Origin of the sequence: Thalassospira sp. MCCC 1A01148 (assembly GCF_001613795.1) — a bacterium.
GTDB lineage: Bacteria > Pseudomonadota > Alphaproteobacteria > Rhodospirillales > Thalassospiraceae > Thalassospira.
This window is the reverse complement of the sequence record NZ_LPVZ01000020.1, coordinates 544,288-565,253: the sequence shown is the minus strand read 5'-3', so window position 1 is coordinate 565,253 and position 20,966 is coordinate 544,288. Positions and strand designations below refer to the sequence as shown.

General features: G+C 56.2%; 18 protein-coding genes. 9 read left to right on the top strand and 9 right to left on the bottom strand.

Annotated elements, in window-relative coordinates:
- Positions 1-35: 35 nt before the first annotated feature.
- The 7 genes from ileS (at position 36) to AUQ43_RS12090 (ending at position 9,588) form a co-directional block, all read left to right on the top strand.
- On the top strand, positions 36-2,873 hold the full coding sequence (ileS, locus tag AUQ43_RS12120) for an isoleucine--tRNA ligase (RefSeq protein WP_062956522.1): 2,838 nt from the start codon (positions 36-38) through the stop codon (positions 2,871-2,873).
- 66 nt (positions 2,874-2,939) lie between these two features.
- The gene (gene lspA / locus AUQ43_RS12115; protein ID WP_062956521.1) at positions 2,940-3,410 is read left to right on the top strand and encodes a signal peptidase II; all 471 of its coding nucleotides are present in this window, start codon (positions 2,940-2,942) and stop codon (positions 3,408-3,410) included.
- Positions 3,411-3,463: 53 nt separating this feature from the next.
- Entirely contained in the window at positions 3,464-4,045 is a 582-nt protein-coding gene (locus AUQ43_RS12110) for a DUF3035 domain-containing protein (RefSeq protein ID WP_062957273.1), read from the top strand.
- 216 nt (positions 4,046-4,261) lie between these two features.
- Positions 4,262-5,653 carry a pitrilysin family protein gene (locus AUQ43_RS12105; protein ID WP_232310668.1) on the top strand — a complete coding sequence of 464 codons (1,392 nt, stop codon included), beginning with the start codon at positions 4,262-4,264 and terminating at the stop codon, positions 5,651-5,653.
- 1 nt (position 5,654) lies between these two features.
- On the top strand, positions 5,655-6,986 hold the full coding sequence (locus AUQ43_RS12100) for a pitrilysin family protein (RefSeq protein ID WP_062956519.1): 1,332 nt from the start codon (positions 5,655-5,657) through the stop codon (positions 6,984-6,986).
- Between the two features lie 119 nt (positions 6,987-7,105).
- On the top strand, positions 7,106-9,064 hold the full coding sequence (gene mutL / locus AUQ43_RS12095) for a DNA mismatch repair endonuclease MutL (RefSeq protein ID WP_062956518.1): 1,959 nt from the start codon (positions 7,106-7,108) through the stop codon (positions 9,062-9,064).
- Between the two features lie 8 nt (positions 9,065-9,072).
- Positions 9,073-9,588 (top strand): GNAT family N-acetyltransferase, encoded by a 516-nt coding sequence (locus AUQ43_RS12090; RefSeq protein WP_062956517.1) that lies wholly within the window; start codon positions 9,073-9,075, stop codon positions 9,586-9,588.
- Here AUQ43_RS12090 and AUQ43_RS12085 read toward each other — a convergent pair.
- From AUQ43_RS12085 to AUQ43_RS12070, 4 genes are all read right to left on the bottom strand, one after another.
- Complete coding sequence (locus AUQ43_RS12085; RefSeq protein WP_062956516.1) at positions 9,585-11,009, bottom strand: pentapeptide repeat-containing protein; 1,425 nt, start codon at positions 11,007-11,009, stop codon at positions 9,585-9,587. The genes AUQ43_RS12090 and AUQ43_RS12085 overlap by 4 nt on opposite strands.
- A 62-nt stretch (positions 11,010-11,071) precedes the next feature.
- The gene (locus AUQ43_RS12080) at positions 11,072-12,025 is read right to left on the bottom strand and encodes an OmpA family protein (RefSeq protein WP_084272089.1); all 954 of its coding nucleotides are present in this window, start codon (positions 12,023-12,025) and stop codon (positions 11,072-11,074) included.
- Positions 12,026-12,069: 44 nt separating this feature from the next.
- Positions 12,070-12,840, bottom strand: a complete 771-nt coding sequence (locus tag AUQ43_RS12075) for a motility protein A (protein WP_062956515.1) — start codon at positions 12,838-12,840, stop codon at positions 12,070-12,072.
- 469 nt (positions 12,841-13,309) lie between these two features.
- Positions 13,310-14,161, bottom strand: coding sequence for a GNAT family N-acetyltransferase (locus tag AUQ43_RS12070; protein WP_062956514.1), 852 nt, complete (start codon positions 14,159-14,161; stop codon positions 13,310-13,312).
- 181 nt (positions 14,162-14,342) lie between these two features.
- On the opposite strand from AUQ43_RS12070, the gene AUQ43_RS12065 reads away from it, so the two are divergent.
- Positions 14,343-15,410 (top strand): siderophore-interacting protein, encoded by a 1,068-nt coding sequence (locus AUQ43_RS12065; protein ID WP_062956513.1) that lies wholly within the window; start codon positions 14,343-14,345, stop codon positions 15,408-15,410.
- A gap of 12 nt (positions 15,411-15,422) precedes the next feature.
- Here the strand turns inward: AUQ43_RS12065 and AUQ43_RS12060 are convergent, their stop codons facing one another.
- The 5 genes from AUQ43_RS12060 to AUQ43_RS12040 form a co-directional block, all read right to left on the bottom strand.
- Positions 15,423-16,286: a hypothetical protein gene (locus tag AUQ43_RS12060; RefSeq protein WP_062956512.1), complete on the bottom strand. Its 864-nt coding sequence runs from the start codon at positions 16,284-16,286 to the stop codon at positions 15,423-15,425.
- A gap of 93 nt (positions 16,287-16,379) precedes the next feature.
- Entirely contained in the window at positions 16,380-17,330 is a 951-nt protein-coding gene (locus AUQ43_RS12055) for a metal ABC transporter permease (RefSeq protein ID WP_062956511.1), read from the bottom strand.
- Positions 17,327-18,556 (bottom strand): metal ABC transporter permease, encoded by a 1,230-nt coding sequence (locus AUQ43_RS12050; RefSeq protein ID WP_062956510.1) that lies wholly within the window; start codon positions 18,554-18,556, stop codon positions 17,327-17,329. Before AUQ43_RS12050 ends, AUQ43_RS12055 begins: the two co-directional genes overlap by 4 nt.
- 5 nt (positions 18,557-18,561) lie before the next feature.
- Positions 18,562-19,362 carry a metal ABC transporter ATP-binding protein gene (locus tag AUQ43_RS12045; RefSeq protein WP_062956509.1) on the bottom strand — a complete coding sequence of 267 codons (801 nt, stop codon included), beginning with the start codon at positions 19,360-19,362 and terminating at the stop codon, positions 18,562-18,564.
- A gap of 55 nt (positions 19,363-19,417) precedes the next feature.
- Entirely contained in the window at positions 19,418-20,392 is a 975-nt protein-coding gene (locus AUQ43_RS12040) for a metal ABC transporter solute-binding protein, Zn/Mn family (RefSeq protein ID WP_062956508.1), read from the bottom strand.
- 141 nt (positions 20,393-20,533) lie between these two features.
- Between AUQ43_RS12040 and mntR the strand changes: the two genes are divergently transcribed.
- Positions 20,534-20,965: a manganese-binding transcriptional regulator MntR gene (gene mntR, locus AUQ43_RS12035; RefSeq protein WP_062956507.1), complete on the top strand. Its 432-nt coding sequence runs from the start codon at positions 20,534-20,536 to the stop codon at positions 20,963-20,965.
- Position 20,966 lies beyond the last annotated feature (1 nt).

Sequence of the window (20,966 nt, the reverse complement as noted above, 5' to 3'; positions counted from 1 at the left end):
CCTTTTAATTTGTTCAAGACGACAGGACCGTCACGATGAGTGTCGAATACAAGAAGACCGTTATCCTGCCCAAGACCGATTTCCCGATGCGGGCGGGTTTGCCAAAGATGGAGCCCACCCTGCTCGAGCAGTGGAAAAACGAGGACCTCTACGGCAAAATTCGCGGTATTTCGGCTGATCGTGAAATGTTTGTCCTCCATGATGGCCCGCCCTACGCAAATGGCCATCTGCATATTGGTCACGCACTGAACAAAATCCTTAAAGACGTCATCACCCGTTCGCAGCAGATGCTGGGAAAGAACGCGGTTTACGTTCCGGGTTGGGACTGCCACGGCCTTCCGATCGAATGGAAGATCGAAGAACAGTACCGTGCCAAGGGCAAGAACAAGGACGATGTTCCGATTGCCGAATTCCGCAAGGAATGCCGCGAGTTCGCCCAGAAGTGGCTTGATGTACAGCGTGAAGAATTCAAACGCCTTGGCGTGATGGGTGACTGGGACAATCCCTATATCACCATGGATTACAAGGCAGAGGCATCGATTGCCCGCGAACTGGGCAAATTCCTGATGAACGGTTCGCTCTATATGGGCTCCAAACCGGTCATGTGGTCGGTGGTTGAAAAGACCGCCTTGGCCGAGGCCGAAGTCGAATATCACGACCATACATCCAAAACGATCCATGTCCGCTTCCCGGTCACCGAGACCAAGGTTGATGTCCTAAAGGACGCCACCATCGTCATCTGGACCACGACCCCTTGGACCATTCCGGGCAACCGCGCGATTTCGTATGGCGACGACATCGAATATTCCGTGATCGAAGTCACCGAAACTGCCGAAGAAGCATGGGCCACGGTTGGCGAGAAGATGGCGGTCTGTACCGACCTTCTTGACGACCTGTGCAAAAACGGTCGCGTCACCGGCCACAAGGTTGTCGGCACCTTCAAGGGTTCCGAGCTTGAAGGCACAGTTGCTGCCCATCCGTTCCGCGGTCAGGGTTATGACTTTGATGTGCCGCTTCTGGCAGCCGATTACGTCACGACTGATACCGGTACTGGCTTTGTCCATACCGCACCGACGCATGGCCCGGACGATTACCAGACCGGTCTGAAATATGGTCTGGAAGTGCCGGAAATGGTCGATGGCGACGGGGCTTATTATCAGACCGTGCCGCTGTTTGCCGGCGAACGCATCTATGATGAAAACGGCAAGGAAGCCGGTGCGAACGAAGCAGTCATCGCCAAGCTGATCGAAGTTGGCGCGCTGCTGTCGCGTGGCCGTCTCAAGCACTCCTATCCGTGTTCGTGGCGGTCCAAGGCACCGGTGATCTATCGCACCACGCCGCAGTGGTTCATTTCCATGCAGGACAACGACCTGCGTGAAAAGGCGCTGAACGCGATTGATAACACCCGCTTTGTGCCGGAAGCAGGCCGCAACCGTCTGCATTCCATGATCGCCAATCGTCCGGACTGGTGCGTTTCGCGTCAGCGCGCATGGGGCGTGCCGATCACGGTGTTTATCGAAAAAAGCACCCGTCAGCCGCTGCGTGATCAGGAAGTTCTTGATCGCGTCTACGAAGCCTTCTGCGAAGAAGGCGCAGATGCCTGGTTCACCCGTGACGCGCAGTACTTCCTTGGCGACAAATACAACGCCGAAGATTTCGAACAGGTCACCGATGTCCTTGACGTCTGGTTCGATTCCGGTTCGACCCATGCCTTTGTGCTTGAAGAACGTCAGGACCTGAAATGGCCGGCGGATCTTTACCTCGAAGGATCGGACCAGCATCGCGGCTGGTTCCACAGCTCGTTGCTTGAGTCTTGCGGAACCCGTGGCCGTGCACCGTATGAAGCTGTTCTGACCCATGGCTTCGTTCTTGATGGCGAAGGCCGCAAGATGTCCAAGTCGCTTGGCAACGTCATTGCGCCGAACGATGTGATCAACAAACTTGGTGCCGATATCCTGCGTCTGTGGGTTGTCAGCTCGGATTACCATGATGACCTGCGCATCAGTCACGAGATCATCCAGCGCCATTCCGACATCTATCGTCGTCTGCGAAACACGCTGCGCTTCCTGCTTGGCAACCTTGCCGAGTTTAGCGAAGAAGAAAAAGTCGCCGATAACGAACTGCCGGAACTTGAACGCTGGGTCCTGCACCGTCTGAGCCACCTTGATGACATGGTGCGCAAGACAACCGCAGACTACGACTTCCACAGCATGTTTATCGAACTGCATAACTTCTGCGCGCTCGACATGTCGGCGTTCTACCTTGATATCCGCAAGGACGCGCTTTATTGCGACGCGCCAAGCAGCCTGCGCCGCCGTGCGGCACGTACGGTCATGGATCGCGTGTTTGATTGCCTTGTGCGCTGGTTGGCACCGGTTCTGTGCTTTACCGCTGATGAAGCATGGCGTGCACGTTACGGTGCGGACAGTTCCGTTCATTCCGAAACCTTCAATACGGTTTCAGATGGCTGGAAAGATGATGCGCTGGCTGAAAAGTGGGCGAAAATCCGCAAGCTTCGCCGGGTTGTGACCGGCGCGCTTGAACTTGAACGTGCGGAAAAACGCATTGGCGCAAGCCTTGATGCCGCACCGAAGGTTTATGCGGCCGCGGAATATGTCGAAGCGCTTGATGGCCTTAATCTTGCCGAAATCGCCATTACATCTGACATCGAACTGATCACGGGCGATGCACCGGATGGGGCCTATACCCTTGATGATGTCGCGGGTGTTGGCGTTGTTCCGGCGCTGGCAGAAGGTGCGAAATGTGAACGTTGCTGGCAGACCCTGCCGGAAGTCGGCAGCCATGCCGAGCATAAAACCGTTTGCAACCGCTGTGCGGATGCCGTCGATGAAATGGGAATCGCCGCCGAATAAGGTTGGCGTCTGGGGACGCCCTGCGACCTTGCAGGGCGCTTTCCCGGCAAGTCGGAAAGAGTGTTGATGAAACATCGTGCCTTTGTGTTTGGTCTGATCGTCATTGCAATCGTCTTTGGTGTCGACCAATGGACCAAGGCGCTGGCCATTGATGGTCTTTCAAACCCGTTTCGCGTGATCGAAGTCACGCCGTTCATGAACTTTGTTCTGGCCTGGAACCCGGGCGTTTCGTTTGGCCTGTTTCAGGGGCAGGCGCCTTGGGTCATGATCTTGGTTACCGCTGCCATCACGATTGGCTTTGGTGTCTGGATGTGGCGGACGCGTGATTCCATGCTGCGCTTTGCACTGGCGATGATCATTGGCGGGGCGGTTGGCAATCTGGTGGATCGCCTGCGCCATGGTGCCGTGACCGACTTTATTGATCTGCATGTCGCAGGATATCACTGGCCGGTCTTCAATATTGCCGATAGTGCAATCACGGTTGGTGCCGCGCTACTGTTGATCGATTCCCTTTTTGGCGGTAAAAAATCTACCTGATGAATTTTCGCCGGGCGATCATGGCCCGGTGTCGGAGTGGTAATGAGGCACAAATGGCCCGGAAACTGACGACCAATATTTTCAGAATTGCACTGCTGGGCGGACTTGCGCTTGGTGTTTCCGGTTGTGAATCAACCCGCGAAACCTTTGGCCTGAACAAACAGTCCCCGGACGAGTTTGCCGTTGTCTCGCGCGCCCCGCTCAGCTTGCCGCCTGATTTTACGCTCCGCGTACCCGATCCGGGGGCACCGCGCCCGCAAACCGGTTCGACCACCGATCAGGCACGTCGCATTCTGGTTGGCGATGATCCCAATGCGGTAAAGCGTGACATTACCGAAGGTACACGCAGCAAAGGTCAGGTTGCCCTTCTGTCGGCATCTGGTGCGCAATATGCCGATCCGGAAATCCGCAACACGGTTGATCGTGAAACCTCGATCTTCATTTCCGAAAGCGAAGGTGTTGTCGATAACCTTCTGTTCTGGCAGGACAAGCCGGAATTCGGATCCGTGGTTGATCCGTCCGCAGAGGCCAAGCGTATCCGCGATCAGCAGGCGCTTGGTGACAATGTTTCCGGTGGTGCCGGCACACCTGTAATCGAACGCAAACAGAAAGGCTGGCTGGAAGACATCTTCTAAGCTGTGCCAGATGGTCCTGCGACCACACGACAATTTGATGCATTCAGACAAGGGCGCGATGGTTTCGCGCCCTTGTTCTGTCATATTCGGTTCTTAAGAAATGCCTGTTGGAAGCTGCCATCTAACGTAGCGGCATTCAAACATCTGGTTTGCACAACCATGCCTGAATTGGAATGGGACGCCACAATGAGATTTTCTGGAACTTTCCGATCAAAGATGCGCACGCCGATACTTGCGATTGCGCTGGCCGCGATTACGGTCTTTTTTGCCCCCGCTTTTTCATATGCTGCGGTGTTCAATCCGCAAACTGCCACGCTGGATAACGGGATGCAGGTCGTGCTGGTGGAAAACCACCGCGCACCGGTTGTTACCCACATGGTCTGGTACAAGGTCGGTTCGGCCGACGAACCGCAGGGTGTATCGGGCATTGCCCATTTTCTTGAACATCTGATGTTCAAGGGAACCGACGATATTGCGCCCGGCGACTTTTCGAAAATCGTTGCGCGCAATGGCGGCAATGACAACGCCTTTACCAGCTGGGACTATACCGGATATTTCCAGAACATCGCCCGTGACCGCCTTGATCTGGTCATGGAAATGGAAGCCGACCGCATGGCCAATCTGAAACTGTCAGATGATGTGGTTCTGCCCGAACGTGATGTGATCATCGAAGAACGCCGGTCCAGGCTTGATACCAGCCCGGGGGCGCTTCTGGGCGAACAGATGCGTGCATCCCTTTACATGGCCCATCCTTATGGCCGTTCGATCATTGGCTGGCGCCACGAGATGGAACAACTCACCACCGAGGATGCGCTTGAATTTTATCAAAACTGGTATGCGCCCAATAATGCCATTCTGGTTGTTGCAGGCGACATCACGATGGATGAATTGCTGCCGATGGCCGAAAAATATTATGGCGTCATCCCGCGCGGCAAGGACATGACGCGCAACCGGGTTCAGGAGCCGGTTCAGCACGCCCCGCGCAAGGTTACCATGCGCGACCCGCAGGTTGGTCAGGCATCCTGGTCACGCTATTACCTGGCACCATCCTATAATACCGATGCGGCCGATGCCGCGCCGCTTGATGTGCTCAGCGAAATTATCGGCTCTGGCACCACCAGCCGCTTCTTCAAGTCGCTCGTCGTTGATCAGCAACTCGCATCAAGTGTTGGTACTTTCTATAACCCGGTCGCGGTCGATCTGGCGACATTCGGGGTTTATGGCGTTCCGCGCGGCGATGTTGAACTTGCCGACCTTGAACAGGCGATCGAGGCCGAAATCGACAAGGTCGTTGCCGATGGCGTGACGCAGGATGAACTCGACCGCGCCAAGCAAAAGCTTCTTGATAGTGCGGTCTTTGCCCGTGATTCGCTTTCGGCTGGTGCGCGTGTTCTGGGGCAGTCGCTTGCGGTTGGTTTAAGTGTCGATCAGGTCGAAAGCTGGCCGGACCGGATTTCGGCCGTGACCGTCGATCAGGTCAATGACGCTGCCAAACGGGTGTTCGATGACAAGAGATCTGTCACCGGCTGGCTGATGCCGCCCGAAGGTGGTCCGGTCACGCGTGGCGGTGCCGCGCTGCCAATCACGTCTGGCGAAGGAGTGCACTGATATGAACAAGCTGTTTAAACAGATTGCCGGTGTTGCCTTTGCCGCGATACTGGGCGTTGGCTTTGCGCAACAGGCCAGGGCGGTCGAGGTACAGGAAGTGATTTCGGACGGCGGCATTCGCGCCTGGCTGATCGAAGATCACATGAACCCGCTAATGACCATGGATATCGCCTTTACCGGTGCCGGGGCATCTACCGATCCGGAAGGCAAGCTTGGTCTGGCCAACATGGTTTCTGGCCTGATTGACGAAGGTGCCGGCGAAATGGATAGCCAGACCTTCCGCAGCGAGATGGAAAACCGGTCTATCAGCCTGTCGTTCGATGCCGGGCGTGATGACTTTTCAGGTTCCCTCACCACGCTGACGCGTGAACGCGAAACCGCGATTGATCTTTTGCGGCTGGCTTTGTCCGAACCCCGTTTTGATGACGAGGCGGTCGAACGTATCCGTGCCCAGATTGTCTCGGGCCTTAAACAGGCGGAAAACAATCCGCGTGATATCGCAAGCCGGACATTCTTCGCCTCTATCTTTGGTGATCATCCTTATGGACGCCCACCGTCAGGCACGCTTGAAACGGTGGCGGGGCTCAATGCCAATGATTTCCGTGGCTTTGTGCGCCGGGCCTTTGCCAAGGACAACCTGATCGTCGGGGTTGCGGGCGACATCACGGCCGAAGAACTCGGCCCCCTGCTTGATGAAGCCTTTGGTGCGCTGCCCGATCACAGCGATCTGCCAAAAGTCGCCGATGTGGAGCCGACTTTTGGCACCATCGAGGTGGTCGAACAGGACATCCCGCAAAGTCAGGCGATCTGGGGCCAGAAAGGTATTGCGCGCAAGCACCCGGATTTTTATGCCGCCTATGTGATGAATTACATTCTTGGCGGTGGCGGCTTCTCATCGCGCCTGACAGAGGAAGTTCGTGAAAAGCGCGGTCTGGCCTATGGCGTTTATAGCTACCTTGCCAATCTGGACCATGCCGACCTGATGATGGGCGGGGTTGCGACGCGCAATGACGCGATCGGGCAAAGCCTGTCGCTGATCAGCACCGAATGGACCAAGATGAAGCAGGATGGCATTGACCCGGAAGAGCTTGAAAATGCCAAGGCCTACCTGACGGGGGCCTTCCCACTGCGCTTCACCAGCCTTGGCAACCTGTCGGGCATGCTGGTCGGCATGCAAAAGGAAGAGCTTGGCATGGACTTCCTTGATCGTCGCAATGACATGGTCAATGCCGTGACCCTTGATGACGTCAACCGTGTCGCCGCCGATCTGATGGACCCGGCCAGTGTCACGGTCACCGTGGTTGGCAAGCCGGAAGGTGATCTGGTCTTCTGATCGCAGAACCACATCGGAAAAGTTGCAAAGCGCGGTGAAAGGGATTTCGCCGCGCTTTGTGCTTTGGTAGGTTCATTTCAAACAACAATATCCATCCGAACATCACGAGCACCGCCTTTATGACCCTGCGCGTCCTGCCACAGAACCTGATCAACCAGATTGCCGCCGGTGAGGTGGTCGAACGTCCTGCGGCTGCGCTTAAGGAACTGGTGGAAAACGCGCTGGATGCCGGGGCGACCAAGGTGGATGTCAATCTGCGCGATGGCGGGCGCACGTTGCTGTCCGTTACCGATGACGGCAAGGGCATGACGCCCGAGGAACTTGGACTGGCCGTCGAACGCCACGCCACATCCAAGCTGCCCGATGATGACCTGTTCAATATCGGCTTCATGGGCTTTCGCGGGGAAGCCTTGCCATCCATCGGGTCAGTGTCACGGATGCGTTTGACCAGCCGTGTGCGCGGCTCTGAAAATGCATGGACGCTGGTGGTTGAAGGCGGGGCCAAGGGCGAACCGGAACCGGCCGCCCATCCCTATGGCACGCGGGTCGAGGTCCGTGATCTTTTCTATGCTACGCCAGCACGTCTGAAGTTCCTGAAAACGGCGCGAACCGAACAGATGTATGCGCGCGAGATCATGGACCGCCTGGCCATGGCGCGTCCGGATGTTGGCTTTACGCTCAGTGGTGATAACAACAAGACAATCCTGAATTACCCGGCCTGCGAAGGTGATTTGTTTGATGCGCGTCTTAAACGGCTGGGTGCTGTCATGGGGCGCGAGTTTCAGGACAATGCCCTTCAGATCGAGGCAGAGCGTGAAGGCATCCGCTTGACCGGCTATGCCGGGGTGCCAACACTCAACCGTGGCAATGCCCAGATGCAGTTCATGTTCGTCAATGGCCGCCCGGTCAAGGACCGGCTGCTGCAAGGGGCGGTGCGCGGGGCCTATCAGGATTTTCTGGCACGTGATCGTCATCCGTTGCTGGCCCTGTTCTTTGAACTGACCCCGCGCGATGTCGACGTCAACGTCCATCCCGGCAAGACCGAGGTCCGCTTCCGCGATCCCGGACTGGTGCGCGGATTGATTGTCGGTGCGCTGAAACATGCGCTGGCCGGGGCCGGGCATCGCGCCTCAACCACGGTGGCCGACATGGCCCTGGGCGCTGTGCGCCGCGAAGGTGAGGGACCCTCACTTCCTTATGGCGGTGGTGCGCGCACCGGAAGTGGTGGCGGGTTTAACATCGGCCAGTATCAGCCCAGCGTGCCGGGCCACGCAGCCATTGAACGTGACTATGCCGCCCAGGCCCCGGTGGAAACCCCCGGAAACTATGGCGGCCTGTTTGATCGCGGGCGCGAGTTCGGCGGGAATGGTAGCGCTAACATCGCAGGTGGCGAGGGCGGCTTTGCTGCGGCCGCGGCAGCAGCCCTGTCTGGCGGATATGACGCCGCCGCACCGTCGGCGCGCATTGATAACATCGCCGATGAAGGCAAGTTTGTGGATCATCCCCTGGGGGCGGCGCGCGGACAGGTGCATGCCAATTACATCATCGCCCAGACACGTGACGGGCTGGTGATTGTTGATCAGCATGCCGCACATGAACGCATTGTCTATGAGCGCATGAAGGCCGATCTGGCCGAAAGCGGTGTAAAGCGACAAGGGCTCTTGCTGCCCGAAGTCGTCGAACTTGACGAGGCATCCGCAGATCGCATTGCGGAGCGGGCCGAGGAATTCTCCGAGCTTGGTCTGGTGATCGAGCCGTTTGGCCCCGGCGCGATTGTGGTCCGTGAAGTGCCCGCCATGCTGGGCAAGGTTGATGTCAGCGCACTTGTGCGTGACATGGCCGATGAAATTGCCGAACTGGGGCAGGGCATGGCACTGAAAGATCGGTTGATGTATGTCTGCGCCACCATGGCATGCCATGGATCGGTGCGATCTGGCCGCAAGCTTAATGCCGATGAAATGAATGCGCTGTTGCGCCAGATGGAAGCCACCCCGCATTCCGGGCAGTGCAACCATGGCCGGCCGACCTATGTCGAACTGAAACTAAATGACATCGAAAAGATGTTCGGGCGCAGGTAGGAAAGCAGATGGCTGGTATCACGCTTCATATTGCCACCCCCGACGATGCACCCGCAGTAAGCGCCTTGTTTGCGCGCTCCTATTCGGTGCTTCTGGTCGATGACTATGCGCCCGAAATCCTTGAGCGCGGGATGACCTTTCTGGCAAAGGCCAACCCGGATCTTCTGGCGTCAGGGACCTATTATCTGGCGAGGGCCGAAACCGGCTACGTCGTTGGAGCCGGGGGCTGGACGGCAGTGCGACCGGGCAGCAAGGACGGTGATGTTCAATCGGGGCTGGCCCATGTTCGGCATTTCGCGGTCGATCCGGCATATGCCCGCGGGGGTATCGCCAGTATGCTGTTTGATCGGTGCGTGCGCGATGCCAAGGCGTCCGAGAATGTCACACGGTTTGAATGCTATTCCACACTTTCGGCCAGACGGTTCTATGAATCGCGGGGTTTTCGGGCCATTGGCGATTTCGCAGCACCCTTTGCACCGGATTTCACCTTTCCGAGCCTGCATATGGTTTGCGACCTTGATTAATCACGCAGTTTAAGGCCACGGGGCAGGCGGGTATTGGCATTCACACGGGCGCGCTGGATCTGTTCGGCAAACAGGCCCCGTGTACCGCTCAGGTCCGCATCACGGAAATCGGCGCCCGCAAGATTGGTACCGCTCAGATCGCAGTTGGGCAGTCTTAACCCGCGAAAGTTGGCGTTTGACAGATCAGACCCCAGAAACACAGTGTTGTGCATCATCGCCTTGTTAAAGCGTGCCCCGGAAAGGCGGCTTGCAGCCAGATTGGCGTTATCAAGATTGCTTTCAACGAAGTCGGCGGCAATCAGGTTGCAACGGCGCAGAACTGCATCTTTGCAGTTGGCGCGCTGAAAACTGGCATAGGGCAAGCCACAGCGACTAAGATCAATGCCTTCAAGCTCCGCCTCGCGCAGATCGGCATGTTCGATTGACATGACCGTTCCTTCACGCCCACCGGTATCGACCCACAGCTTGTGACTGATCAGGGCCGCATGCAGATCAATTTCGACAAGCTCTTCATCTTGCTCGGCAATCGTGTCTTCGGCGTCAACTTCCTGTGTGGGCGCTTCTGAAGGTTTGTTTTCGCTCTGCGGGGTCGCGGTGGGCAGGGCCTCTTTCGCTGATTGCAGGGCTTCCAAATTCTGCGCGCCTGTGCGTTTGTCGCGCGCCGTTGGCACACCGACAAGCTCGCCGTCATCAAACGTCTGTCCCGCGCCATTTAGGCGTGGCCGCGATGCGGCGATATCAAGGTTTGTCGTCGTTCCAACCGCAGGGGATGACGGGGATGAAGGAGATGACTTTGGCAATCTTGTGCGTGTTGCCGGGCCAGCAGTGCCCTTTTCTGACTTTTCCGGTACGTCCTTGCTGTTGGATAGCTCGGCGGCGGGGGCTGCTGGTTTTTTGGTAGTATCGGGTTTAGCGGGTTTATCGGGTTCTTTTGCCGTTGGCGCCGGTTCGTTGGTTTTTGCAATGTCCTGCGGGCGGGCCGGACCGAAATAGTTTTCTTCAAACACAAAGCGTCTGGGCTTTTTCAGAACGGCTTCAATGATCTTTGTCAGACGCTGGGGATCGACAGGCTGGCGGAAAACGCCTTCTATCCCGGCATCGACGGCATCACGCATGCCGCGCCGGTCAAGTTTCGGTGCCCCCAACAAAATCGGCACAGTGCGTCCGTATGGATTGTCACTGGTTGCGGCATCGCGAATGGCACGAATGGTTGAGATACCCCGAATGCCATCAAGATAAAGACCGATCAACACGATGTCAGGTTTGAGTTCCAGGACCAGCTCGACCGTGCGTTCACGGTCGTCACAATCAACAAACTTGCCAAAGCCAAGCGGTTCCACAGCAGCACGCGCAGCACTGATATTGCGTTCGCTGTAGTCCGCATACAGGATCGTCTTTTTCTTGTTGTCATGGCTGACCATGATGCGCGATGCCCCCTTCTCGCGGCAGGTTTTTGCCAAACAGTTCTATGGACGGATCGCCCTCAGAGACCATCAGGAATGCTAAATGTACGGCGTCTTTCCGGTGCCGGATTGGTGCTTTGACTATCACCACTAACTGCGCCATCACCGCTGCCATTACCATTTCCTGTGCCAACTTCGCCTTCTGTCGGTGCCGGGCCTTGTCCGTCATTTGCCGCGCCGTTCGCACCCGCCTCGTAGTTGGTGTCGACCATTTCAATGGTGATTTCGACCCGACGGTTCGTTGCGCGGCCTTCCGGGGTGTCGTTGGTATCAAGCGGGCGGCTGTCGCCGTATCCCTGGATTACCATGCGGCCCGGATCGGTGCCGTTCTGATCAATCAGGAAATGCAGAACAGACGTCGCACGTGCTGCCGACAAGTCCCAGTTTGATATATAGGGTGACGAAGCCGATACCGGAACATTGTCGGTATGCCCGGCGACCTGAATTTCGCCCTCGGTCTGGTTGATCACGGGGGCGACGCGATTAAGAATGGCGGCGAATTCCTGCGTCATGCCTGAAGAGCCGGACGGAAAGGCCAGTTCGTTGGGGAACCGCATTACAACTTCGCCATCAATGCGTTCAAGTCCGACTTGATCCTGAAGGCCCATATTGTCCAGAACGGAGCTCAGGGTTTCCTCAAGCGCCTCGGCCTTTTCTTCCTTGCTGTCCTTGTTCTGGTTCTCAACCTTTGGCGGATCGACGGGGGGAATTTCCGACACCACGCGCGGCGTATCTGGCGTCGGTGCCTTAAGCGATTTGCCAACAATCGAACCATCAAGTTCGATCACGCCTGCCAGCTGGTCCTGTTGCGAGAACCCGAACGCAGCTTTAACCGACCCGGCAATCTGTTTATAGCGGATGACATCCATCTCGGCGAAGGTCAGCAAAAGCACAAACAGGACAAGCAGCAACGACATCAGATCGGCGAATGTCGCCATCCAAGCCGGTGCGCCTGCTGCGGGTTTCTTTGCCATGGCTTATGCCCAGCCTGTTGCCTGTTTGCTCGCGACCATCAAGATCATTCTCCGCCGCCGTCTTCGTCGGCCGGAACGCCGCCCGGAAGGTAGGGGCCAAGGATTTCCTTCATGACCATCGGGCTCTGGCTGGCTTGAATCTGCACGACCGATTCAATGATCAGCTGTTTGGTGTTTTTGAGCCGGTCAACCTTAAGCGCAAGCTTGTCGGCAATCGGCAGTGCGATGAGGTTTGCCAGAACCGCACCATAAAACGTTGTCAGCATGGCGATCGCCATCGCCGGGCCAATGGCGTCCGGGTCTGAAAGGTTGGCCAGCATCTGTACAAGGCCAACCAGGGTGCCGATCATGCCAAAGGCTGGCGCGGTGTCGCCAATGCCGCGAAACATCAATTCGCCAAGCTCGTCATTCTGGATGGATTTTTCCACCTCGCTTGAAATAGAGCTTCGGATCACTTCGCCACTGTGACCGTCCACACACATGCGGATGCCACGGGCCATGATTTCATTGTCGATCTCGACATTCTCAAGACCAAGAAGGCCGTTCTTACGGACCAGTCCTGCAAGCTCAATCGCCTTCTCATAGATGGAAAGCGGATCTTCCTTGGGGTTCTTGAATGCAATACCAACACCGATCTTGAGCGACTTGATGACATCGCGCATCGGGAATTTGATCAGGGTTGCCGCGGCTGTTCCGCCAAAAACCACCATGACTGATGGAGCATCGACAAACGAATCAAGGCTGCCGCCCATCAAGATGGCGCCAAAAATAACGCCCATCCCGGCGATAATTCCAATAAGTGTCGCTATATCCATATCGGTTTTTGGTATCCGGCCTTAAAACAAATTCCTCAAACGTGTCCTTAACGCATGACGGCGGGCGACACGTGGCGGGTCATAACTAATCGGTTGTCTGACAGCCATGCGGACAAAAAACGGACTGCATGGAATGCTACCAGATGGAAATCAAACGCGGACTACACTCCTGAAATTGGGTTTGCGTTACCGGTTTTCCATACGCTTGGGGCAACTTCCTGTGCGCAAACATAAAAAGTGTCACGCACGCAGCGCCCCGAATTGCAAAATTATGGCGTTGGTTCCCCCTTTGCCATGCATTTAGGGTTAAATGTTTGTTGCCAGACTTTCGTATGGTTCTCAACCCCACCCTAAGAATAACAGGTTGTCTTTCCTAGGTTTGCACTGTTTGCTTTTACACGTTGGCTACGCTCAAGAACAGGACTGGAATCCTGACATATTCTGATATTTGAGTGGCTTGTGCGGCAAATTAACCCAGCTCAAACGATGAAATCCCGAAGATATTATCGAGATCCAGTTCGGGTGCCGGGCCCTTATACATCCGTGCAGTTTCAAATTCCTGCACCATGCCGTGCATCTTGGCCAGGTCGACGGCAGCCTGATTGGGTTCGGGTACATCAAGATAGACCTTGCTGCCTTGATCAGAACGACTTTGCAAAAGGGCACCAAACAGAATTTTGGCATCTTTGGTATCCTGTGCGAATAGCGGGCCGATCTTGTGGCCCTCAAGACATGGTCGAATAACGCCATAACCACGAATACCCATCGGGCCCTTGAGGGCGAGGGCAGTGTGCTTGGCGTTCCCGATCCAGCCGCGCAGGAAGTTCAGGCGGCTTTCCGGAAACAGGTTACAGGTCTGTTCGAATGCATCGACAATGGCGATGTCATTAATTTCAAGCGTGATCAGATCATCAGGGATGTCGACATCGGTCTCTACCACGCCGCCGAACCGGATGTTGCGATGGGCAAACTCAAAACCGGATTTGCGATAATTGTCCTGCTGATCGACCACACCATCAAGGCCAACGGTCTTCAGAACGCTGTCTTCAAGCACCGTTTGCCACAACCGATAGCCAAGACCCGATCCGCGACGGTCCGGGCGGCAGATGTAAAAGCCGACAAACCCGAAGTCCGAACTGTACTGAACCGCTGATATAACAGCCGCCAGTCCCTGCTTGTCAAACGCGCCCCAGAACCCTTCGGTATCGGTGTTGAAAAACACCTCTGCATCATGAATGCCGGGGTTCCAGCCTTCTTTGGCAGCCCAGTCAACGGCAACGGGAAACTCGAATGATTTAAGACGGCGGATCTTGTCAGGCATCGCTTTTTTCAGACTTCCGGTAATCAATAAATGTCGGGCTTACCGCGCGGGGGCGGGGCAAGCATAGGTGACAAACATCTATCACGGGCCGGCAAAATCAATGATAATTTTTATTGAGAATGCCTATCATTGTTACTATTAACAATGGGCCAATCCTGTTCGCCCATTTATCCGGGAAATCATGTCCACATCGCTACTGACCGCCAAAACGCGCATTGCGTTGCCAAACTCTGCGGCCCTGATCAATCAGGCTGCCGCATTCTATCGGGAACATGATTTCGAGGTTTCCTGTCAGGGTGATCGGACACGGATTTCAGTTTCTGTCGGCCAGATCCAACTGAGCTGTACAGAAACTGCGCTTGAGGTTGAAATTGCAGCCAAGAGTGAAGTGGATGTGATGCAGATGAAGTCTGCGATTATTTCCATCCTGCAACAGGCCATGCCAGACGCCGATCTTGATTGCCGCTGGCAGGGGGCGGGCAAAGGCAATGGAAAGTTGCCCAATTTCTGCGAACTGACCGTGGGCGAGATCACCGACCTTTCGCCGCATATGCGGCGCTTGCGCCTTCATGGCAGTGAGCTTGAGGCATATGACAGCGAAGCCATCCATGTGCGGTTGCTGATCCCGCCACGTGGGCAGGAAAATCCGCAATGGCCGACCCTGGCGGACAATGGCATGCCCGTCTGGCCCAGTGATGAAAACACCGTCGAACAGCGCGTTTATACGATCCGCGCAATCGACGCCGGGGCCGGCTGGGTTGATGTCGATTTCGTCATGCATGGCGATAACGGCCCGGGTTCGGCTTTTGCCATGCATGCCAGTCCCGGTGATGTGGTTGCCATGACAGGGCCACTTGGAACCGCCTTGCCCGACGCCGACTGGATGCTGTTGGCGGGGGACGAAACCGCTTTGCCGGCCATCGGGCGCTATCTGGCCGAAATGCCGGATCATGTATCGGGCCACGCCTTCATCGAGGTCGGCAGCCAATCCGACGTCATTTCGGTAAAAACAGAAAGTCAGATACAGGTTACATGGCTTTTTCGCGATGACGCGAAGGTGGTGGAACGTAGCCTGCTGCAAGATGCCATTCGATCTGTCGATCTGCCCGACGCGGGTCAGAGTGTGTATTGCTGGGCCGGAGTGGAGCAGTCCGATTACAAGCCCATCCATAATTATTGGCGCAAGGAGCTGGGTCTTGATCGCGACAAGTGTCTTGCCATGACATTCTGGCGCAAGGCGGGGCGCTAAGTCTGGTTTCGGTCAATTTGCCCTGACATTGGCGACGGACCGATGCAGGGCTGGCGCAAAATGCGCAATGGCGTCATCGAGCGCGATCAGGATTTCGACAGTTAGCGGATCACTTGATCTGCCCGTTTCCTGCCCGGCTTCTTTCCGCAACTCGGTAATGGCACGAATCAGTTCCCGGTTGGTGGGATTGATGGCTGTGGCAATTGATTTTGCCCGCCGGTTTATCATCGCGCGTACCGTTTGAAAGGCGGCCATTTCCACGCTGGCATCAAGTGGTGTCCTTGCTTCAATGGCACGCTTGAGCGACAAGCCTGTCATATGGCTTGGCCGGGCAATCAGGGCAGATGTGATCATGCGAAACGCCGTGATATCGATGGCAAGCTGATCGCGGTTTTGCGCATTTGCCAGTTTGTTGAATGCAAACAGGTCGGCTTCGTGTTCGTCGCGATTATCCTTAAGCGCGTCACCGCCGAAATGATCGGGCTGGCAATGACGTGCTTCATGAAAGATCAGCCAGCGATAGGTAAGGCCGGTGTCGCTGGCATAGTTAAGGCTTGTGCCAAACCAGTTGCGCATCAGTTCGGCAAAAATTTCGCTGTTGTTTTCGGGGGTAAGCCTGGCTGGGACAAAAATCCGGCAGGTCGTCAACGCTTGACCATTTTGACGCCCGGTCACGGTGAACGGGGATCGCGGCAGCCTGGCAAATGTCTGATTCGGGTCCTTGATATTGCCAAGTCCGAGTGCCGTGTCGATCTTCCTCAGGAAGTCCTCGCGTCCTTCAAACGTTATGAGTTCGATGTCACCGAATTGATGGAGTTCTGCTTCCAGTTGTTCTGTTTGGGCATGGCTTGTCGTCGCACTGGCCAGAACCAGCATGCCGATTAGACATATCCCTTGAAGGCTATTTCGCACGAGACCATTCATCGCATCACTATGCATGTGCTTGGTCAGGCCTGCCAGATGAAACAATCAGGTTTCGGCCTGTTGGCCGGTGCGTTTGCGTTGCGGACCAAACAGGCAAGCAAGGAGCAGGATCACACCTGATACCGTGGCAATCATGCCCGCGGCACTGACCGCATAGGGTGACCCAAACCAGCCCGGACCATAGCCTGCAAATACGTAACCCAGAACGGCCGAAATGGTTGCAAAGATAACTGACCAGCCAACCTGTCGAGCCAGTTGGTTGGTCATCAGTCGCGCACTGGCTGGTGGGCAGACAAACATCGCAATCACAATAATCGATCCGACCGCATCGAAGGCTGCGACGGCTGCAACGGCTGTTGCCACCACCAGCGCAAAACCAAGTGTACGGGTGCGAATGCCAACCGCACCGGCAAAGGCCGCATCAAAGGTCGATATTTTCAATTCTTTCCAGAACAGGAAAATGAACAGTGTAATCGCAACAAGAACAACGGCCAGACGCGGCAATTGGGGGGGCAGTGTGGCCAGTGCTGCGGGATCAAGAAGCGATCCCCAACCGTTTGCGTCAAACCAGATCAGACTTTCAAGATTGCCCAAAAGCGCGTGCTGCACATCAATATGGACCGAACTGGTATCTGTGATTTCAAGAAACAGAACGCCGGCGGCAAACAGGGTGGTGAAAACCAGGCCCATGGCCGCGCCCGGCTCCACCCGGCCCAGCCGTTTGACGATTTCGATCATGATTACCGCGATAATGGCGGCCGCGCCGGCACCGATCATCATCGGTACGGCGGTAATTGTGCCCGTCACCAGAAAGGCGGCAACAATACCGGGCAGCACGACGTGGCTGATCGCATCACCAATCAGGGCCTGACGGCGCAGCAACAGGAAATTACCGGGCAATGCACAGGCAATGGCAGCCAGTGTGCCAATCACAATCGGCGTCAGGCTCAGCTGCACAAACTCCGCGCCAAGGGCTGTGATCAGGTCATTGATCATGCTTTGGCTCCTTTCGCGGCTTGTGCGTTCTGGATCATGCGGTCAATTTCGGCAATCTGGTCCGGGGTCATCATCCGTTCAATCGGGGTCAGTCCGTCATAGCGTTCAATAGCTGAATCGTCGGACAACATCCGGCGCGCCATTGCCCAGCGCGCTTCATCACGGGCGGCCTTTTCTGCGGCAATCCGTCCGCGTGCGGTGGCAACCCCGTCTGCGCGGATCATCCCGGCACGGCGCAGGATACGAATGGTCAGACCATCATAAATCGGTTCACGCCGTGCAAGCGAAAGCAATCCCTGCCGACGATGGACACGGCGCTGAAAACGCTGATGCCGCAGGGCTGATGCCAACCCGCCGCGCAATGGCGAAAACAGGGCGGAAATCAAAAAGAAACCAAAGGCAACCAGAACAATGATCGGACCGGTCGGAAGCGATGCTTCGGCGGCGGACAATACCGCACCGATATAGCCAGAAAGACCACCGATGACCGCCGCAATGCCAATCATTTTGCCGACCTGATTGGTCCAGAAGCGTGCGGCAACCGGCGGAATGATCAAAAGGGCAACAATCAGGATCAGACCGACGATCTTTAGGCCAATGACCGTGACAATCAGGGCAAGGCCCATCATGGCAAGATCGATATTACGCACATTGACACCAGTCGTTGCGGCATATTCCGGATCAAACGCCACTAGGGTCATCGGGCGCCTAAGCAGGAAAACAAACGCGGCGGCCAGCGCCCCGGCAACGGCAATGGTGGTGGCTTCTGAAATCAGCATGCCAGCTGTTGAGCCCAGCAGGAAGTTCTCAAGCCCCGCCTGACGGCCTGATGACATGGTCTGGATGACAGTCAAAAGCACGATGCCAAACCCGAAAAACACCGACAGAACCGCGCCAATGGCCGCGTCCTCTGTCAGGCGGGTTTTGCGTGTGATCCATTCGACCATCAAAAGCCCGATGGCCGATGAAACCGCCGATCCCAGAATAAGTCCCGGCAACCAGCGCCCATCACTGCCAAAGGCCACCATGATGATAAAGGCAAGCCCGACGCCGGGCAGGGTGGCGTGGCTGATCGCATCGGAAACAAGGGCGCGCTTGCGCAGAAAAATGAACGCGCCCGCACTGCCGGCCGAAAGGCCAAGCAAGCCCGCACCGATTGCAACAAGCGCGCTGTTATAGCCAGCCTGCAGGAAAAGGGCGCTTATGAAATAATCAAAAAACCCCATGTCGCTCAGGCCAGATGCAATTCATCAATGTGGGTCGTGGCAAGACGCCCGCCATAGGTTTCCTGAAGGTTCTCGGCCGTAAAGGTCGTTTTGACCGGGCCTTCGGCAATGCGCCGCACATTGATCAGAAGAACCCGATCAAAATACTCTGCAACGGTCGATAGATCATGATGTACGCAGACCACCGTACGGCCTTCGGCCTTAAGCTCTTTTAAGACCGAAACAATGGCGCGTTCGGTCGCGGCATCGACACCGGCAAATGGTTCGTCCAGCAAATAGAACTCTGCATTCTGGGCCAGGGCGCGGGCCAGGAAAACACGTTGCTGCTGGCCGCCGGAAAGCTGCCCGATCTGGCGGTCCGCGAAATCGACCATGCCAACGCGCTTCAGGCAGTCCATCGCCTGTTCACGATGGCGGGCCCGCCACAGACGAAACAGCCCGACCGATCCGTAAAGCCCCATAAGGACAACATCGATGACGCGCGCCGGGAAATCCCAATCGACACTGGCGCGCTGCGGAACATAGGCAACCCGGTCACGCGCATCTTCAAACAGTTTGCCAAAAATACGCACTTCGCCTGAAAGACGCGGCACAACACCAAGCGCGCCTTTCAGGAAGGTCGATTTGCCGGCACCATTCGGGCCGATGATGGCTGTCATGGAGCCCGCCGGGATTGATGCATCAACGGAAAATACGGCTGGCTTGTTGCCATAGGACACCGTCAGGCCACGCACGGTCAGCGGCGCATCCTTTGCCGCGACGTCCAGTATCTTGCCCGATTCTGCAACCAGTTTGGCGTTGCTCATGGTTCGTGTCCTGTTTCGCTTTGCGTTGTCGGCTCTACGTTATGCTTGTCGGGGATCAGGACCCGGCGGCAAGTTTGCCCTGAAAACCGCCTTCGGGTGCATCCCCGCCAAGGGCACGCGTGATCAATGTGGCATTGTGATCGATCATGCCGATATAGGTGCCTTCATAGGTTCCCGGCTCACCCATGGCATCGGAATACAGCGTACCACCAATCGCCACGTCCTGGCCACGGGCCGCAGCCCCTTCAATCAGGGCACGGACATTGCGCTCCGGGACAGAGCTTTCAACAAACACTGCTGAAATCTCGCGCTCGACAATGGTATCAACCAGCTCCTCGACCCGGCGCAGACCGGCTTCAGACTCGGTTGATATGCCCTGAATGCCCAGCACCTCGAAATCATATCCGCGTCCGAAATAGCTAAATGCATCGTGCGCGGTCAACAGAACCCGGCTTTTCTCCGGCACGGTGGCGGTGACGGACGCCATGTAGGCGGTCAGTTTTTTGATCTCGGCAACGTGTGCTTTGGCATTGGCGGTGTAGGTCGCCGCACCATCGGGATCAGTCGCAATCAGCGCATCACGCACGGCATAGACAACGGTTTCCCAAAGTTTCGGGTCCATCCAGACATGCGGGTCAAACCGGCCATCATAATCAGCATGGCTCAAAAGCTTGTCGCGCGCCACAGCTTCGCCAACCGCAACGACATTGCGGCGTTTGCCAAGATCAAAGAAGAATTCTTCAAGCTGTGCTTCCAGATACAGGCCATGCCAAAGAACAAGGTCGGCGCGCGCCATGGCGGCGATATCGCTTCGGGTTTGACGATAGGAATGCGGATCGACACCCGGCCCCATCAGCGCCTTGACCTCGGCGCGATCACCAGCAATCTGGCGGGCGGCATCGGCAATCATGGATGTCGTTGCAACCACATTAAGCGGTTTAGCATGTGATGTCGCCGTGCTCGCAAATACAATTGCCGCAAGCAGGGCAAGGTAGCTGATGACTGGACGAAGTGGGGAAAAGATCTGCATCAGGGCTTCCGACAGCAAATTGGAATTACTCTGGTGAATGTCCCCTATTTATGTGCGGACTTTCAAAGTTAGTCAAGGCTAAATTGCTATTTGCGAGCTTACTTGTTATGAAGGTTCCGGAAGTCTGCAGTGGAGAGATCAATGGGCGAAGACACGCCGCTTAATCCGCGTCATAACAAGGCCGAAGTTTTCGCGCGCCTGCGTGATGCGCATGCCCGCGAAGTGACCGAAGATTATGTCGAAATGATCGGCGACCTGATTGCCGAAGAAGGTGAGGCGCGCTCCGTCGCGCTGGCAGAACGTTTTGGCGTGACAGCGGCAACAGTCAATAACACCATCAAGCGCCTGGAACGCGACGGCTATGTCACCTCCCGCCCATATCGCTCGATCTTCCTGACAGAAAAAGGCGAAACGCTTGCCAAAAAATGTCGCGAACGCCACCAGATCGTCTATAACTTCTTGGTCTCTATCGGGGTGGACCCCGAAATAGCGGAGTTCGATGCCGAGGGGATTGAGCATCATGTGAGTGAGGAGACGTTGGCAGTTTTTTCTTGTCTTTTATTATGGGAATAGT